The sequence below is a fragment of the Laspinema olomoucense D3b genome (assembly GCF_025370785.1).
In the GTDB taxonomy this organism is placed as follows: Bacteria; Cyanobacteriota; Cyanobacteriia; order Cyanobacteriales; family Laspinemataceae; genus Laspinema; species Laspinema olomoucense.
Window position 1 is genome coordinate 66,988 of record NZ_JAMXFA010000026.1, and the last position, 18,271, is coordinate 85,258.

Annotated in this window: 9 protein-coding genes; 6 read left to right on the forward strand and 3 right to left on the reverse strand. The window is 50.1% G+C overall.

Annotated features, from left to right (window positions below; genetic code table 11):
• Positions 1–274: 274 nt before the first annotated feature.
• The 3 genes from NG792_RS18620 to NG792_RS18630 all read right to left on the reverse strand — a co-directional run bounded on the left by NG792_RS18620 (position 275) and on the right by NG792_RS18630 (position 4,387).
• Positions 275–1,912 carry an LCP family protein gene (locus NG792_RS18620; protein WP_435387590.1) on the reverse strand — a complete coding sequence of 546 codons (1,638 nt, stop codon included), beginning with the start codon at positions 1,910–1,912 and terminating at the stop codon, positions 275–277.
• A 239-nt stretch (positions 1,913–2,151) separates the two neighbouring features.
• Positions 2,152–2,664, reverse strand: coding sequence for a magnetosome magnetite crystal formation protein family (locus tag NG792_RS18625; RefSeq protein ID WP_317619431.1), 513 nt, complete (start codon positions 2,662–2,664; stop codon positions 2,152–2,154).
• A gap of 49 nt (positions 2,665–2,713) precedes the next feature.
• A complete protein-coding gene (locus NG792_RS18630; RefSeq protein ID WP_261201427.1) occupies positions 2,714–4,387 on the reverse strand; it encodes a S8 family serine peptidase in 1,674 nt (557 codons plus the stop codon).
• Between the two features lie 51 nt (positions 4,388–4,438).
• Between NG792_RS18630 and rpe the strand changes: the two genes are divergently transcribed.
• From rpe to NG792_RS18660, 6 genes are all read left to right on the forward strand, one after another.
• The gene (rpe, locus tag NG792_RS18635) at positions 4,439–5,155 is read left to right on the forward strand and encodes a ribulose-phosphate 3-epimerase (protein WP_261201426.1); all 717 of its coding nucleotides are present in this window, start codon (positions 4,439–4,441) and stop codon (positions 5,153–5,155) included.
• 1,047 nt (positions 5,156–6,202) lie between these two features.
• Positions 6,203–10,885, forward strand: a complete 4,683-nt coding sequence (locus NG792_RS18640; RefSeq protein WP_261236374.1) for a PAS domain S-box protein — start codon at positions 6,203–6,205, stop codon at positions 10,883–10,885.
• A 220-nt stretch (positions 10,886–11,105) separates the two neighbouring features.
• A complete protein-coding gene (locus NG792_RS18645) occupies positions 11,106–13,661 on the forward strand; it encodes a penicillin acylase family protein (protein ID WP_261236375.1) in 2,556 nt (851 codons plus the stop codon).
• 653 nt (positions 13,662–14,314) lie between these two features.
• Positions 14,315–16,879, forward strand: a complete 2,565-nt coding sequence (locus tag NG792_RS18650; RefSeq protein ID WP_261236376.1) for a sensor domain-containing protein — start codon at positions 14,315–14,317, stop codon at positions 16,877–16,879.
• A gap of 161 nt (positions 16,880–17,040) precedes the next feature.
• Complete coding sequence (locus NG792_RS18655; protein ID WP_261236377.1) at positions 17,041–17,862, forward strand: PHP domain-containing protein; 822 nt, start codon at positions 17,041–17,043, stop codon at positions 17,860–17,862.
• A gap of 15 nt (positions 17,863–17,877) precedes the next feature.
• Positions 17,878–18,216, forward strand: coding sequence for a cupin domain-containing protein (locus NG792_RS18660; protein ID WP_261201419.1), 339 nt, complete (start codon positions 17,878–17,880; stop codon positions 18,214–18,216).
• Positions 18,217–18,271 lie beyond the last annotated feature (55 nt).

Genomic DNA, 18,271 nt, shown 5'->3' on the forward strand with positions numbered 1-18,271 from the left:
AGATGGGGAGGATGGGGAGGATACGGGAGATGGGGAGGATGGGGAGGATGGGGAGGATGGGGAGGATGGGGAGGATGGGGAGGAGGAATTAAGAACGATAGTTTGTAGTAACGATTTGCTGTCGTTATCGCCCATCTCCTCAATCTCCCCAATCTTCATCCCAGGGGCCAGATAGAAACCCGGTGGTCTTCCCGATACTGTTCCCTCATCCTAGAAACCCGACATCCTAGAAACCCGGTTTCTTGTCCCCTGGATTTAATGATGAACCCCAACCCTAGTAACCAGGGGATTGCCAATAGCCCTCTTCCTGGGGAACTGTGGGCTCTATATAGGGGGTAGCCGAGGGGTCAGCGTAGGGGTCCCCATAAGAGTCTACAGAGGGTTCACTCGGGGTCCACTCTGTATATTCCTCCGTGACAGGAGGTTCGCTAGGGTACTCATCCGCAGCAGGCGGTTCAACCGAGTCCTCGGAATAATAAGAGTCCTCTGGGGAAGACTCCTGAACCGAGGGGGCGGGATTCGGGAGAGTTTGTTTAGCCAGCCAATCCCTACCGATCTGAATGGTGATATCCGATCGCAAACTGCCCGTACTTTCCACCCTCACCTCCCCAAGGCCCAGGGCATCTCGAATCGCCTGGGCACTTTCGAGATCGCCATTTTGAGCAACAATCCGCGTCACCGCTAACGGTTGGTTCCAAGGATTGGAAACATAAACATTCCAATACCCTTTTTCCGAGAGGTTATTTCGCAACAGATCAACCGCATCCGAGTTATCCGTACTATCTTGAATTGCGACCCGGACATAAGCCGGATCCACGGAATCATAATGCCTGCCATGAAGGTCGAGATCCAAATGTTCAGCGATCATCGCGTCCAGGCGTTCATAGTTGGGTAACCAGTAACTGGCTTCATATTCCTGGGGATCGCTGAAATCTCCTGGCACCATTAACATTTGCACATTAGAAGATTCAGTTTGGGCAGCAAAACCCGCTAGAGCAGCGATTTCTTCAATCGTTAAGTTTGTATCAATGAATTCTTGAACTACCGAGAGGATTTTCGGTAATCGGGTGATGGTATTGATATTGAGGGTTTGATCCATCAGCGATCGCATCATCATTTGCTGACGCTGGATCCGACCAATATCCCCTAACTTATCGTAGCGAAACCGCAGAAATTGTAGTGCCTCTTTGCCCGCGAGATATTGCTCTCCCTGCTTGAGATCGATGTACAGGCGTTGGCTATCATCCTGGTATTTCATATCCACCGGGACATACATCTTGACCCCGCCGAGGGCATCCACTAATTTTTCAACCCCTTGAACATTGATGCGAATATAACGGTCTATGCGAACACCGCCGAGGAGTTCATTAACCGCCTTAGCGCTCAGAGCAGGGCCCCCAAAATAGTTGGCATCATTAATTTTGCGGACGCCATATCCTTCCACTAAAGTTCGGGTATCTCTGGGGATAGAAAGAACCGTTAACTTATTAGCTTCAGGGTCAAAGCGGACCAACAGCATCACATCCGCAAGACCATCCAGGGAATTAACCGGGGCATGGTATCCTAATTCGGGAACCTTCTCTTCTTTGAGGTCAGACGTTAAAACGCTAGTACCTAGGATTAAAATGTTAACTGAGCGGGTGAGCTCAGGCAATTTAAGATTGGTCCGCGCCAGATCGCTGTTAGAAAATATAGCTGCATCTTCAGCACTGAGTCGGCTTTGCATTAAAGGGGTGCTGGACAAAGATACGGCGAGCAAGGCTCCTGCTGTTGCCGAGAGCATTGCCACACCACTTAAGCCAAAACAAAGCCAAAGCCAACGTCCCCGATTTTCTTTATTGAGCTTTTTAGTCCGGGGTGTAGCGGTCGGTTCCGCTATCGGGCGTTGCTTGGATACGTTCTGATTTGGCACGGGCTTCCTCACACACTCAACAATATATCGATCAAATCGGACGAGCATCCTCACGCTCGATTAGACAAACGGCTGTGGAGGTGTTAAACACCCCGTACCGTTGATTGGTTGATTGGCTATTTCCTGTTCCCTGGGATTGGGGGGTCGCCGTCTAGCCAGTCATTCGCCGTTGTCGGATCCTAAACCCCAAGTGAGCTTTAGGCATGGCGATCGCCGGGAACGATCACTCCCGGAGAGGTCTAGGATAAATGCTTGCCAACAATTTCCTCAGCGACCTGTGATACTCCCGGTAATCGCAGTGGCCGACCTTGCCACAGACGAACCATCAGCCAAATATTTACCACAAAATAGCCCGAGGTTAACACACTACTCATTAATAACAAGGGAATTGTTAGTAATTCCGAACTTCTTGCGCCGGTTTCCAAGAAAATATATGCGAGTAGCCAACCAAAGGCTAGGGTAATGGCTAGGCGAGAGGCAGCTTTTTGTTCCCGGCTACCTCGGTGGCGATATAAGGTCCACAAGGCGGGGAAAAAGCCGAGGATGGGGAGGAAGTAGAAAAAGAGTCCTAAATGGGCGAGGTCTTTGTTTTCTAAGTCTTCAGGAGGCAGGGTGGGGGGGGGACTGTTCAAGTCCTTTTCAGACCAATCCGATGCAGCATAACGAGAGCGAACTCGGCGATCGCTCTCGTCCAGGATTTTAGAAGACTGGCGTTTGGGGCCAGCAGGGGAATTAGGCGGAAACTTGGTCATAGCTGGGGAGTCCTAGCCATCAGCGTTTTAGGCATCAGTTTAAGCACTTTTAAGGAGCTGGGGTCGTCCACCAAGCCAAACTGTAAGGTTGGGTGGATTCATTCACTCGATCGCCAAAGTACACCCGGATTTTATAACGGCCTGTTTGGGGAATGGGGTGATAAATATGTTCGGTACTATCGACCTTGCTAACCGAGGACCAGACACTCTTGCGAACATCGGTTTCATCGGCTGGCATCAGATAGAGTTCTAGGTTATTCAACCCGCGATCGCGAAACCCTTCCCCCATATCATATTTGTCATTATTATTCTCATCAACCAGATCGACCCACCGACTCCAGGTTAGAGAAATCGACACGAAGCGGCCCGCCTCTAAAGGTTGGTCTAAAACATACTCTTGATAACTATTGGCCTCAACCGTGCGATAATCCCACCCGATTCCCGGGACAGCATTTCCCGGACCCCACTGACCCGCACTAAACTGTTGGTAGGCCCGGTAAGCATTCAGATGGCCCGTTCCCAGGTCTCCATCCAGGGGAATTTCTGGACTGCTATAAGCGTCGGAATCTAACCAGGTGCGGTTCTGGTGGGCAAAAACTGTGCGAGTCATTTTTAAATGCTGACCATCGCCAGTATCTTCGATTTTTTCCGCCGAGTTCATTAAAACAGCTTTCATTACCTCGTGACGGCGGGCATCGAGGGTCCATTGGGGAGTGTTGGCTTGTTGATGGAGTTGGCGATCGCCATATTCTTGCAACAGGGCGACCGTTGCCGTGACATGAGGGGCCGCAAAACTGGTGCCACTGGTCCGAGTGACTTGACCATCTAAACTCAATAAATCCAAGTTACTGCCTGGAGCCACCAAGCTGATGGCGCGTCGGTTGTCCACATTCCCCTCTAAGCCAATCAAGCGACTGCTAATGCCACTAAAGGCACCGCCAATATTCGCCAAGTCTACTTTGGCAAACTTGCCCTCATAGAGCGTCGTAAAGGCGACATTGATGCCATTATAATTATCCGTCGGAATAGGAATGCCCCCGCGTCCTTGATTTCCAGCCACCACATGAAGCACATTATGGACCCGCGCTGACCAATCCAAACATTGAGTCAGCAGGGCGTTTCCATCTAAAACCGCATTGGGACGCGGATCCAGGTCTAGGGATTCCCCAAAACTGTAGTTAATCGCCCTCACATCTCCGCTATTTTGTTCAGCCAGATTTTGAGCCGCTAAACATTCTTCCGGTTGTCCACTACGCTGCAACAAACCGATCCCAGCCGCATAGAGGGTGGCATTTGGGGCAACCCCAGTAAATGCCTTATCCGAACTAATCATCACCGAAGCCACGTGTTCGGCGTGTTGTTCAGCCGGTTTCATTTGGGGATCATCTGTGGGACTGGTTTTAGCCGGTGCATCCTGCATGAAAACTTGCTGGACGGGGATTTCTCGATAGAGGTTCGCTTGTTTGTCGAGGCCAAATTTTCGAGGGCGGCCAATGTCTACTTGACCGATCGCAATTTTTCTCCCGGTTAAGTTATAGGGCGCATCATGCAGCCGACGAGCATCAATGCCGATTTCACTAATTGAAGTGGGAAGGGCAACGGCGGGAATTCCCATTAAAGCCATACTGACGCCGCCGACGAGTCCGCTTAACCCAGTCCGAAATTTTAAGCGCGTTCCCGTTACTGCTCCACACACCAACCAATAATTAGGGAGTTTCTTCATATTTTGTTAAACTGAATACGACTTGACGGACGGATGAAATATTTGTTAGCCATGACCCAAACGCAATCAAACAAACCTATTGTCGTTGCTCCCTCCATCCTATCAGCAGATTTTAGTCGTCTGGGAGAGGAAGTACAGGCCATCGATCGCGCTGGGGCAGATTGGATCCATGTTGATGTCATGGATGGCCGGTTTGTCCCCAATATTACGATTGGCCCTCTCGTGGTCCAAGCCCTTCGTCCTGTGACATCCAAGCCCTTGGATGTGCATTTGATGATTGTTGAACCGGAACGGTATGTCGAGGATTTTGCTAAAGCCGGGGCCGATATTATTTCGGTTCATGCCGAACACAATGCCTCCCCTCACCTCCACCGGACCCTCGGTCAAATTAAAGAACTCGGCAAACAAGCTGGTGTGGTCCTCAATCCTTCCACGCCGTTGGAGTTGATCGAATACGTTCTGGATCTGTGCGATTTGGTGTTGATCATGAGCGTTAACCCCGGTTTTGGCGGTCAAAGTTTTATCCCCGGTGTGGTTCCCAAAATCCGGAAGCTGCGCCAGATGTGCGATGAGCGCGGTTTAGACCCCTGGATTGAAGTCGATGGCGGTCTCAAAGGAAACAATTCCTGGCAAGTCATCGAAGCCGGTGCGAATGCGATTGTTGCTGGTTCCGCCGTGTTTGGTGCTCCGGACTATCAAAAGGCGATCGAAGGGATTCGCCATAGCCAGCGTCCGGCCCTGGAAGCGCAACCGTTGGCCGCAGTGTAGTGACAGCAGCGGATTGCTTCTAATCCGGACCCGTGGAAGCGAAACGACGCAATCGAATCGCTTCCTTTATTTTTGAGCAATTTTGTGGCTGATTTTTGACAGAAATAGATCCCGATGGTGCTTGAGTGCTGATCCCGGTGGCTACCCCGAGGACTTACCCATCACCTTGATCGGGATTTATAGAAAAAAAAATCCTATTTTGGGGGGAGGGACAAAGCATCCTCCTGTCCCTCTGGGGATGAAGCGGTTGATTTGAGGATTGGCTCTTCCCATCGCTCGGATTCAGGCAGGAATGGCCTGTGGCGATCGCGTTACATCGGAAAGCGCGTGTAAGTCCTGTTCTCCTTAAAAAGGGGCGGGGTAGAATAAGAGGGGAGGAGTTTGAGCCGGGGAAATCTGTCCGATGATTCACCCTAGTTCAGTCAAGGTATTGACCCGGGCTAACTCACTGATTCACTCGGCTTGTATGAGGATTAATCTCTCCTTCGATCGCCACTGGCTGACGCAAAATCTATTTTTGAAGTATGAGAGGGAGTCTCTATCAATTGGAGCATTCTGGGGGACTCTCTTTCGCCAAAATAGAGGTGTGCTTCCCTTGGATTACCCACGAGAATGATTTGAACTGATCTATAGCAGCTAACGGCGTCAGCGCTTTTCGGGCAATGGATCCCAAGGTGAATGGCCAGAAAATATCCTTAAAAAAATGATAAAATTAAAATCAATTCAGAGGGCGGAAATTAAGACTAACCAACCTATGGAAAACCCGGGGATAGATTACACAGAAAACAATAGAGATGGCCGAATTATTCCCCTATTGATTAGGAACCCCCCGGATGGGAATCGGTCAGTTCCTCTAAAGAGGAAACAAAAAGACTCTATTTCTGTGGACCAACGAGGGGTAAATCGCTCTAGGGACAGAAAGACCTTAAACTCCCACGCCGAGGCGCGATCGCTCGCCACGCTAAACTAAAAGACGTTGCTGCAAATATGGACGCGCAGGTAAGGCTCCTGCCCAGAGCGCGGGCTAGCTAACTCAGAGGGCAGAATATGTTCTGGAAATTCAAGCGCTCCCATCTGCTAAATTATGGCGCTGCTACCGCATCAGTGGCGATCGCCTTGGTGCTGACTCAACTGCTATTCCCACTGATTGAAGTGACTCCCTCCGTCCTGTTTTTTGCGGCGGTGGTGGTCGCTGCTCGATATGGGGGAATCGGACCGGGGTTATTTGCAACCTTGCTCTCGGCAGCGACGATTGACCATTTTTTTACAAATTCCCCTTTTACCTGGAGCATAGGATGGGATGATCTGCTCTGGGTGGGGGTATTAAGTTTGGTGACGGTTCTGATTCATGCCCTCAACCAGTCTAAACGGGCCGCTGTAGAGGAATTACAAAAAAAACAAGAGTTTTTGCAGGTGATGACGGATTCCTTACCTGTGGCAATTTCTTATGTGGATGCTTTAGAACTCTATCGTTTCAACAATCAACGCTACGAGGAGTGGTTTAGACATTCGCGGGATTTTCTGGCAGGGAAGCACCTTAAGGAGATTCTGGGAGAGGCGGCCTATCAAGTGATTCGGCCTTATGTCAAGGTGGCGTTATCGGGACAGTCTGTGACTTATGAAACCCACCTTCCCTATCACGAGGGAGGGTCCCGTTATATTCGGGCGACCTACGTTCCGGACTGGGGTTACCGCCAAGAGGTCAAAGGATTTATTGCTTTTATTGAAGATATTACCCAACAACGGAAGGCGGAAGATAGCCTGCGGGAGTCCCAACAGCGGAGTAAATTAGCCCTAGAGGCGGCTCAAATGGGAACTTGGGAATGGAACCTCAAAACGGGGAAGGTGAAGCGATCGGCGATGGTGGCGCGGATTTTTGGCAGCGACCAGGGCAGTTTTGATGGAACCTACGAAGCTTTTGTGCAAGGGATTTATCCCGAGGACCGCCCCAGTTTCCAGGAAGCGGTTCAAGAGGCGATCGCCAATCGTACTGATTATCAAATAGAATTTCGGATTCCCAGAGGCCATCTGGGGATCCGCTGGGTGTTATGTAAGGGTCAAGTGTTGTTGGATCAGGATGGGGAGCCTCTGCGGGCGCTGGGGGTCTGCATGGATGTGACGGAAAGTCGGTATGCTTCGGAAGCACTCCGGGTGAGTGAAGAACGCTTTCGGCACATCTATGAGTCGAATTTGATTGGATTAGTTTTTGGCGATCGCAATGGCAATATTAGCGAAGCGAACAATGCGTTTTTAAATATTGTGGGCTACAGCCCGGAAGATTTGCGATCGCGGCGGGTGATTTGGCAGAATCTTAACCCCTTTGCTCACAGTGATGATGAGGAAATGACCGTCAGTGGGATGCAAGGAGTGGCAACCCCGACGGAAACGGAATTAATTCGCAAAGATGGTCGGCGCGTCCCGGTTTTGATGGGCCAAGTGCCTTTACAAGACTACACCAATATGGGGATCAGCTTTGTTCTGGACCTGAGCGAACGCAAACAAGTTCAAGCGGCTTTAAGTGAAAGTGAAGAACGTCTCCGCCTCGCTTTGGAAGCGGCCCACATGGGAATGTGGGATTGGGATATCGCTACGGGCAGAATTGCTCAGTCTGAGATTGTCGATCGCTTATTGGGGTTGGAAGTGGGTAGCTTTGGGGGGACCTACAATAGCTTAATCAAAATCGTTCATCCCGATGATCGGGCGCGATTCAATGCTCACGCGATCGCCACGATGGAACGAGGTCAAGATTTTAATGTGGAATTCCGGGTGGTGAAGCGCGATGGCACCGTTGCCTGGGTCGCCAGTATTGGCAAACGACTCCCGGATAAAGCCAAAAATAGCGATCGCTTGATCGGGGTCTGCATGGATATCACCGAACGCAAGCAAATCGAACAGGAACTCTACCGTCGTGAACAGGAATTCAAAGCCCTGGCCGAAAATGCCCCAGATATTATTGCGCGGATGGATTCGGAAGGGCGCTATCAGTATGTGAATCACGCGATCGAACAAGTAACGGGCATTTCCCAGAATGCCTTTATCGGCAAAACCTTCTCGGAATTGGGCTTCCCCGAGGAAATCGATACTTTGTGGAAACAAAGCGTGAGCGAAGTCCTCGCCACGGCAAAAGAGGGGATTGTGGAAGGCTATTTACCCACCCCGAAGGGAACGCGATACTATCAATCTCGATTGGTTCCCGAACAGGCTCTCGATGGGTCCCTGGACCATGCCATCTGCATCAGTCGGGACATCACGGACTTTAAACAAACCCAAGAAGCTTTACGGGAAACAAATCAAACCCTCAAAGCCCTGATTCAAGCTTGCCCCTTGGCGGTGATGGTGTTGGAGCCCACGGGGAAGGTAAAAATGTGGAATAAAAGCGCCGAGCGAATTTTGGGCTGGAGTGAAGCGGAAGTGATCGGGCGTCAATTCCCGGCTATCCCCTCCGAAAGACGGGAGGAGTTCCAAGAAAATATTTCCGCTACCCTAGCGGGGAATTCTTTAATGGGCGCGGAAACTCGTCGTCTGACTAAAGCCGGAAAGCAAATTGATGTGGCTATCTGGACGGCTCCTTTGCGGGATGCTAAGGTCCAGGTGAGCTACCTGTCAATCTTGGCTGATATTAGCGATCGCAAGCAAGCTGAAGAAGCCCTGCGCGACAGTGAGGAACGCTTCCGCACCTTGGTCAACTCGATGGATGACATCGTTTTCACTTTGGATCGTCAAGGTCGGCATACAGCGATTTTTGGCCGCTGGTTCGAGCGCACCCAAATCCTGCCGGAAAACTTTCTCGGCAAAAGCGCTGGGGATCTGTTTGGTCCGGAAGCGGCAGCCATTCATAACGATGCGAATCAAAAAGCCCTGACTGGGGAGAGCGTGATCTATGAATGGAGTTTCCAGACGGATGCTGGCACTCAATACTGTCAAACTTCTCTCTCTCCCTTGCTCGATCGCCAGGGTCGAGTCACGGGAATTGTCGGGGTGGGACGCGATATTACTCCCCGGCACCAAGCGGAACAACGGCAATATTTCCTGGCGGAGGTATCTTCGGTTTTGGCTTCTTCCCTGGACTACCCGACAACCCTCATGAGTTTGGCGAATCTGGTGGTGCCGATGATCGCCGATTACTGCGTCATTTATATTGTGGAGGATGGCGGACAAATCTCGGGATTGGCGATGGCTCATACGGATCGGGCCCAGGAGGCGTTGTTGCGTGAGATGGAAGAGTATTATCCTCTGGACTTAAATCATGATGATGGAATTGTCCAGGTTGTCTCCTCGGGTAAGCCGATCTTGATTCCGGAATTGACTGATTCTATGCGGGTTGCAGCAGCTCGGGATCCGGAACATCTTAGGCTGATGCGCCAATTGGGCTGTCAGTCCTGTACCATTGTCCCCTTGGTGGCTCGGGGTCGGACTTTGGGTGCGATTAGCTTTAATATTGCGGAATCGGGGCGGCGGTACAAACCCGAGGATCTGATGTTGGCGGAGGAATTGGCGCGGCGGGCGGGGTTTGCCATTGATAATGCTCGGTTGTATCGCGAGTCCCAGGAAGCTAACCGGATGAAGGATGAGTTTTTGGCGATCGTCTCTCACGAGTTGCGAACGCCGTTGAATGCGATGTTAGGTTGGGCGCAGTTACTGCGCACTCGCAAGTTTGACGAGGCGACAACGGAGCGAGCATTAGAGACAATTGAGCGTAATGCCCGGGTTCAAACCCAGTTGATTGAGGATTTACTCGATGTTTCCCGGATTCTGCGGGGGAAGGTGGCTCTGAGTTTGGAGCCGGTGGATTTGAGTGTGGCGATTTCTTCGGCGATCGAGTCTTTGCGTCCCAGTGCTGAGGCTAAGCAGATTAAGCTCATCCAGAATGTCAATGACTCGGTGGGGGTGGTTTCGGGGGATATTAATCGGATTCAGCAGGTGGTGTGGAATTTGCTCTCGAATGCGATTAAGTTTACTCCAAGTGAGGGACGGGTTGAGGTCCGGTTGAGGCGATCGCGCAATTTTGCCATTTTGGAAGTGGTGGACACGGGAATGGGGATAGCACCGGACTTTTTGCCGTTTGTATTTGAGCGGTTCCGGCAGGCTGATAGTACCACGACGCGCTCTTACGGGGGTTTGGGTTTAGGATTGGCGATCGTCCGTCATTTGTTGGAAATGCATGGGGGCAGTATTCGGGCTTACAGTGAGGGAACGGGCAAGGGCGCAACTTTTACGGTGACTTTACCTCTGTTACAACGCCGACTCGGGAATGAAACTGTGGCGGATGGTTCGGATGTGATTCCTGATGATTCTAATCCGGCGGATGATGACCTGCTTTTAGCGGGGTTGCGAGTGCTGGTGGTGGAGGATGAAGCGGATACTCTGGAGTTTTTGATGACTACCCTGGAAATGGCTGGGGCGATCGTCCGGGGGGTGTCCTCGGCAACTCAAGCATTAGCGGCGATCGCTGAGGACAAACCCGATGTTTTGGTCAGTGATATTGGGATGCCTGAATTGGATGGGTATTCTTTGATCCGGCAAGTGAGAAGTCAAGAGTCTGATTCGGAGCCGGTCCTTCCGGCATTGGCACTTACTGCTTATGCCCGGGATAGCGATCGCGCCCGCGCTCTGAATGCTGGCTTTCACCAACATCTCTCTAAACCCATTCAACCCGATCGCCTGATTAGGGTGGTCAAAAATTTGGCAGTTCAAAGGATAAAGGAGGTCCCAGAGAGCGGCGGGGTTTGAACCCTACCCGGATCTGGAAAAACCTCCCACCCCCTTGAAGTGTCTGAGAGTGGATTGCGGTTTCTGGCCCTGGGTTGAGAGGGGTTAAAATCTGAGCGGTCGTTACACCAAACAGAGTCCTAGATGGGTGCGGCTATCGGGCCCAAGCCCCTGGGTCTAATCCTAAACCCAATCTTTGACCGCTGACTTTGTATTACACTCTCATTGTAGCGCTGATTTCATGATACCCCAGTTTCGTAAAGGCTTGCAAATCTTCGGGGCGATCGCTGTAATTCTCACGGTTACAGTGACCTCGCTTACCTTATATTGGGTTACGGATTCTTGGCCACAACAATCGGGCCAGATTCTGTTACCCCAACTGAGCGATCGCGTTGAGGTGCGACGGGATGCTTATGGAATTCCCCATATTTATGCTTCAAATTCTCATGATTTATTTCTAGCACAAGGCTACATTCATGCCCAAGACCGCTTTTGGCAAATGGATTTTTGGCGACATCTGGGGGCCGGTCGTCTTTCGGAACTCTTCGGTGAATCTCAACTGAAAACCGATCAGTTTTTACGCACTTTAGGATGGGCCCGGATTGCCCAACAAGAAATCCCCACGTTACCAAATGAATTCCTAGCTCCTTTAACTGCTTATACTGAAGGGGTGAATGCCTATCTCCAAGAACATCATAGCACAGATTTAAGTTTGGAATATGGGATTTTAAAGGTGATGAATCCCAGCTATAAACCTGAACCTTGGCAACCGGAACATACCCTGACTTGGGCGAAGGTTATGGCCTGGGATTTAGGCACAAATCTGGATGAAGAAATCGAACGGGCTGTCTTACTTCAAACCTATTCTCCAGAACAGGTAAATGAGCTATTTCCCCCCTATTCTAATCAAGCGCCGGTGATTTTGCCCGATTGGAAAATTGCCCAAAAGGACTCTAAGTTAATGGGGAATCAGTTGGGCGAAATCACATCGGTAGAAACCGAAGTTCCTATGGAGGCGATCGCCGAGCTGCTTTCCCCCAGTTTCAATTCCATTTCTGAGCAAATATCCGCCCTAGCAAGTCTGACGGGTCCCCGAGGTGGGGAAATAGGGTCGAATAGTTGGGTAGTTTCCGGTGCAAAAACTTCCACCGGAAAACCCCTGTTAGCCAATGACCCTCATTTAGGAATACAAATGCCTTCGATTTGGTATGAAATGGGCTTACATTGTACTTCTAAAACTGCTGATTGTCCCTACGATGTCACTGGATTTTCCTTTGCTGGCATGGTGGGAATTATTATTGGTCACAGCGATCGCATCGCCTGGGGATGTACCAATGTTGGGGCGGATACGATGGACCTTTATATCGAAAAAATTAATCCCGAAAATCCCAATCAGTATGAAGTGAATGGGAAATGGGTGGACATGGAGCAAGTCACCGAAACCATTCAAATGGCGGGCGGAAAGACGGAATTACAAACGGTTCGCTACACCCGACATGGGCCACTGATCTCAGAAACTTACTCCAAACTCAAACCCTTGCTCGTTCCGGATTTAACCCGCAATAACCCCGATATCTATGCGATCGCTTTGCGCTGGACGGGTTTAGAACCGGCCCGTCTATTTACCGCGATTCTCCAACTGAATCAAGCCCAAAATTGGCAAGATTTTCGCAAGGCTGCCCAGGATTTTGATATCGCCGCCCAAAACCTCGTTTATGCCGATATTGACGGTAATATCGGCTATCAAATGCCAGGGAAACTGCCCATTAGAACCAAGAGTGATGGCCGCTATCCGCTGCCCGGGTGGACCGATGAACACGAGTGGAATGGCTATATTCCCTTTGAGCAACTCCCCTTTACGTTCAATCCTCCTTCCGGTTATATTGTCACGGCGAATAATGCAGTGGTTGATGAGAGTTATCCCTATCTGATTACCAAAGATTGGGACTATGGATTTCGCGCTCAACGGATTTTGGAACTATTGAACACCAAAAAAACAGGGTTTGATTTTGAATCTTTCCGAGAAATGCAAGGAGATAATTATAATCTCAATGCTCAAAAGTTAGTCCCGATTTTACTCAATTTGCCTCTAGGGGATTCTCACCTAGAAAGGATTCGAGATTTATTAAAAGATTGGGATTTTCAGATGGGGGAGCAAAGCTCAGCAGCAGCTCTTTTTGAATCATTTTGGACTCAATTACTAACGGCAACTTTTCATGACAATTTTCTGGCCGATTTTTGGCCCAATGGTGGGCAACGCTGGATGAAAGTCATGGCCGATTTAGTTGAGCGTCAGGAGAGTTTCTGGTGGGATAATGTACTGACTCCAGAGGTAGAAAATCGCAATTTAATCTTTCAAAAAGCTTTTAGCGCAGCAGTGGCAGAACTTGAAAACCGCTTAGGGAAAAATCCCCAGGGTTGGGAATGGGGAGATCTGCATCAGGCAACCTTTAGAAATCAAAGTTTAGGTCAGTCGGGAATTGCTCCGATTGAGGCAATTTTTAATCGGGGTGGAGTAGCGATCGCCGGTGGCAATGCCATTGTGAATGCAACAGCTTGGAATGCTCGAAAATCCTTTGAGGCGACCTGGATTCCATCCATGCGAATGATTCTGGATTTGAGCGATTTGAATGCTTCCGTTGCCGTCACATCTCCGGGTCAATCGGGTCATGCTTTCCACCGTCATTATGCTGATTTGATACCGCTGTGGCGCAATCTGGACTATCACCCAATGGTTAGCAGTCGTCCGGGGGTCGAAGCGAATACGATAGATACCTTGATTTTACTGCCGAATTAGACCAGTCGCTACTTAGAAAGAGGAGGCGATCGCAACCAGGGGAAAGGGCGACCCTAACCCCCGGGGTTATTACCTACAGTGGGTGGATTGTCCTCAACCTTTTATTTTAACGGACATCCATCTACGGGTTGACCCTCGTCTGGCCATTCAACTTAATCGCTATCAATCAATTAATTGTTACTCCTAAAGACCCGGTTTCATCAATTTTCCGATGAGGGGTGTTACACACTCTAAATTATTTCAAAAATCTGCTAAAATGTGAAAGTCACTCCAGCGCTGGTGGCGACTAACTTTTAAACAGCGGGGTGATTTTTTCCAGGACCGGACTCGCCAAACCGAACACAAGAGCCAGGAAAATTATGTTATGGAGGTGCAGAATTGACGGAAAAATTTTAATACAATTCCCGAGGATTTACTACTTTATGCCTTCCCCGAGGGGCAACCCCCGGCAACGGAATAGCTCCGCCAAACTGCTGAATCTGGATAGAAGGCGACAATCAAATTTAAAGTCTCATTTTAAGCTGAACAATTTGACGGCATTTTTTCTAAAAAGTGAGGTACTTTACTCCGATGAGGATAGCTAGCGCCTATCTATGATTTCGAGGGGACAACTCACAAAAGTTAGAAGGATTTTTAAAAAAAAGCGAAAGCTTATGAAACGAGAGCGCGCCGATGAATGGGAATTGAACTTCGCAGGTCCAGGTAGAGTGATAGTCTGGACCCGTCCTTGCCTAGTCTGCTTAGGACTGTTCCAAGTCCGGGTTGTACCGGAGGTGATCGCCCTGACCCCAGTCCCGGGGGTGGAGTGGCTCTTTAGCCTAGTTGTGGCAACTTCGACATTGCTTTATCTCGCGATCGCCCGCTACCGAAAATCAGGCTTAACCGCCACAGCGCAACAGACCGATCTCCCAGAGGAGCAGGAAGGAGGTCAAGCCATCCCCGGGGAAAACTCTCAGGTCCTTCTCGACCCCCGGGAGCGGGGAGAACCCGGGTCTACCTTAAGTATAAGCCAGGAAACAGCACAACAATCAGTGGGAAGTTTTCTCCCTAAAGCTGGCTCTCCTCACATCAATCCATTGTGTCCTCCAAGCGACGAATTCGCAGAGAACGGGCTACAATTTTTGGAACTCCATATCCAGCGAATGCCGATCGCACATATTCTCTTGGATACCGAAGGTCGCTTTCTGGGGTGGAATGCGGGGGCAGAACGACTGTTTGGGTATAGTAGTCAGGAAGTGTTAGGACAGACCTCGGATCTGATCGTCCCCCCCCAGACGAGATCGCAGGTTGCCCAACTTTTGGATCGCCTCAACCACGGGGACCTCAATGCCCATAGCATTAACGAAAACCTCACGAAATCGGGGCAGACGATTGTTTGTGAGTGGTATAATACCCCTTTGTTTAACGACCCAGGCCGATGTACCGGAATTCTTTCAATGGTGCAAGACATCACCGATCGCTGGCAGAGTGAGGTTACCCTGCAATCGGTCAATATGGAAATGACCACCCTCTTAAATGCCATTAATGAGGTGGTCCTGTTGTTTGATGTCCGAGGATGCTATCTGAAAATTCTGCCTACGGATTCTCCCTTGCTGGAACGTGCTGCATCCCAACTGGTGGGCAAAACCCTCCATGAGATTTTTGAGGTACCCTTAGCCGATCGCTTTTTAGACTACATCCAAAGAGCAGTCCAGGAGCAAAAGTCCTTTGAGCTGGAGTATGAACTCACCCTGAGCGATCGCCAGGTGGCATTTTCCGCCAAAGTCTCCCCCCTCGATGGCGATCGGGTCCTGTGGGTAGCCCGGGATATCACCGATCGCAAGCATATCAAAGATCTCCTGCGGCGTTATGCCTTCACCGATCCCCTGACGGGATTGGCGAACCGCTGTTCATTTGTGAGGAATCTGGGAATCGCCATGCAGACGGCTCACAATGACCTGGGCACCCCGCCATTCCCCAGGGAGGTGCGATCGCCCAAAGTCGCGGTCCTGTTACTGGATATTGATCGCTTCCGAATTGTCAAATATAGCCTAGGTCATTGGGTGGCCGATCGCCTCCTGATTGCCACCGCCCACCGCCTCCAGTCCTGTTTAACTCCCGGGGCGACCCTTGCTCGAATTGGGGGAGATGAGTTCGCCATTTTGCTCACTGATATCACCGCCCTCGCCGATGTAACCCGGCTTGCCGATCGCATCCAATCCGCCATGCGCTTTCCCTTCTCCCTCAACGAACATGAAATTTTTTCCTCGGTGAGTATCGGAATTGCCCTCGATCACGGAGGGTATGCGCGATCGGGGGAACTCCTGCGCGACGCCGATACCGCACTTCATTACGCCAAACAGCAAGGTCAAGGTCAGTCTGTTCCCTTTGCCCGGGATATGCATGACGGCGCGATCGCTCGCTTACAGTTGGAAACCGATCTCCAACGGGCAATCGCCCATACGATCCATCCCACCCCCCCAGAAAGCCAGCCCTTTCAAGTGTACTATCAGCCCATCGTTTCCCTCGCTACAGGAAACATTGTGGGATTTGAAGCCCTTGTGCGCTGGCATCACCCGACTCGGGGTTTAGTCTCTCCTGGGGAATTTATCCCCCTCGCCGAGGAAACGGGGCAGATCGGCGCGATCGATCGCTGGGTGATGACCGAAGCCTGTCGGCAGTTGGGGTGGTGGCAACAGCGATATCCTGCGGCAGCAGATTTGACCGTGAGTGTGAATGTTTCCGGGGTCAACTTTGGGCAAGTCGGTACTATCGAACGAATTGAGCAAACCCTCCGTTCCAGTGGGATTTGTGGCCGTTACTTAAAGTTGGAAATTACTGAAAGTGTGATTTTGAAAAATACTGGGTCCGCCTTAGCACTTCTGGACCGGATTAAAGCCTTGGGAATTAATCTGTCCATTGATGATTTTGGAACAGGTTATTCTTCCTTGGCGCGGTTACATGAATTGCCCATCAATACCCTAAAAATTGACCGCAGTTTTGTGAGCCGGATGCGCGGATTAGATGAAAGTTGTGAAATCGTTCAGACGACCATTGCTTTAGCTCACACCCTCGGTTTGGATGCGATCGCCGAAGGGGTGGAAACCGCCGAACAGGTCGAACTCCTGCGCACCCTAGATTGTGATTATGCTCAAGGATACTTTTTCTCTAAACCCCTGGAGAGTGAAGCCGCTTTAAACCTGATTTTAGCTGAACGTCAGCTTTTTAACAAAGGATAAAGTGTTTCCCGGTGGGCCAAATTCTGAGCCCGCAGTACCCTGATCCGCTCAATTCCCCGGTAATCCCATCCGGTTTTGTTGCTTCCTGGAGTCAGAGAATCGGCTATAATTGTGAAGAACTTAAGCAGCAATCACTGGGCTATTTTGGGTAGAATTAAATCATGCTAGAACTTCACTGTCACACGACCTATTCTGATGGTACCTTGACCCCGACTGAACTGGTGGAACAAGCAGTGGCCGCAGGGGTCCGGGCCTTAGGGATTACGGACCATGATACCATGTCCGGATGGCCCGAAGCGATCGCCGCTGCGGAATCGGGCGCGCTGGAAATCGTTCCGGGACTGGAACTGAGTACCGTGCATAACGGGCGATCGCTGCATATTTTAGGCTTTTATCCCGACCGAGAAAAATTACAACAGCCCTTAAACGAACGGCTGCAAGGGCGAATTGACCGTGCACAACAAACCCTAGACAAATTAGCGGCCCTCGGCTATCCTGTGGAATTACCCCCCTCAAAAGGCGGAATGGCCCCCGGACGTCCCCACATTGCCGCCGCTTTACTTAAAGCCGGTTATATTAAAACCTGTCAAGAAGCTTTTGAACGGTGGATTGGAGAAGACAAACCCGCCTATGTTCATTATGAAAAATTTTCCATTCAAGATGGAATTAATCTGTTGCGTAGCTGTGGTGGAGTTCCCGTCTGGGCGCATCCCTATTTATTCCGGGGTGGACCTGTGGAAATGGTCTTAAAAGAGATGGTCGAAGCCGGTTTAATGGGGGTGGAAGTTTATCATCCTCATCATACCCCCTACCAAGTCCAGAAATTAGAACAATTTTGTGCCGAATATGGGCTACTGAGGACCGGCGGGAGTGACTATCATGGACCCAGCATTGATGGCAAGCAATCGAGTCAACTCAATCAATTTAATTTGTCTTTGGAGTTACTTGAAACCCTAAAAACCGCTGCTCAACAAGTGCGCTAATATTGCCCAATTTCTATGAAAATTACATCTTTAAACAGTATCCTAACCGAATCCGTTTCCCATAATCCGGCCATTCAAAAAAAAGTGATGCTTAAGGCCGGAGATTTGCCTCACCTTACCAATTTTTCCCAGGCCAAATTTGCCCCGGGTCAAGTAGCTGCTGCCCATACTCATGGCGATATGTGTGAGGTGTTCTTTGTCTCCCAAGGTTCCGGATTAATTCGCATCAATGGCACCGACTATCCGATAGAAATGGGAACTTGCATCGCTATAGAACCGGGAGAAGTTCATGAGGTAATGAATAATAGTTCGGATGATTTAATTTTAACTTATTTTGGCTTAAAGGTTTCCTGAGTTGAGAATAATTAAGGGAATTTATAGGGAAGGGAATACTTTTTTAAATTCTAGG

Excerpts from the sequence above, each read along its gene's own strand:
- NG792_RS18645 (WP_261236375.1), top strand. The coding sequence starts at position 11,106 with ATGATACCCCAGTTTCGTAAAGGCTTGCAAATCTTCGGGGCGATCGCT.
- rpe (WP_261201426.1), top strand. The coding sequence starts at position 4,439 with ATGACCCAAACGCAATCAAACAAACCTATTGTCGTTGCTCCCTCCATC.
- NG792_RS18640 (WP_261236374.1), top strand. The coding sequence starts at position 6,203 with ATGTTCTGGAAATTCAAGCGCTCCCATCTGCTAAATTATGGCGCTGCT.
- NG792_RS18625 (WP_317619431.1), bottom strand. The coding sequence starts at position 2,664 with ATGACCAAGTTTCCGCCTAATTCCCCTGCTGGCCCCAAACGCCAGTCT.
- NG792_RS18660 (WP_261201419.1), top strand. The coding sequence starts at position 17,878 with ATGAAAATTACATCTTTAAACAGTATCCTAACCGAATCCGTTTCCCAT.
- NG792_RS18650 (WP_261236376.1), top strand. The coding sequence starts at position 14,315 with ATGAAACGAGAGCGCGCCGATGAATGGGAATTGAACTTCGCAGGTCCA.
- NG792_RS18630 (WP_261201427.1), bottom strand. The coding sequence starts at position 4,387 with ATGAAGAAACTCCCTAATTATTGGTTGGTGTGTGGAGCAGTAACGGGA.
- NG792_RS18655 (WP_261236377.1), top strand. The coding sequence starts at position 17,041 with ATGCTAGAACTTCACTGTCACACGACCTATTCTGATGGTACCTTGACC.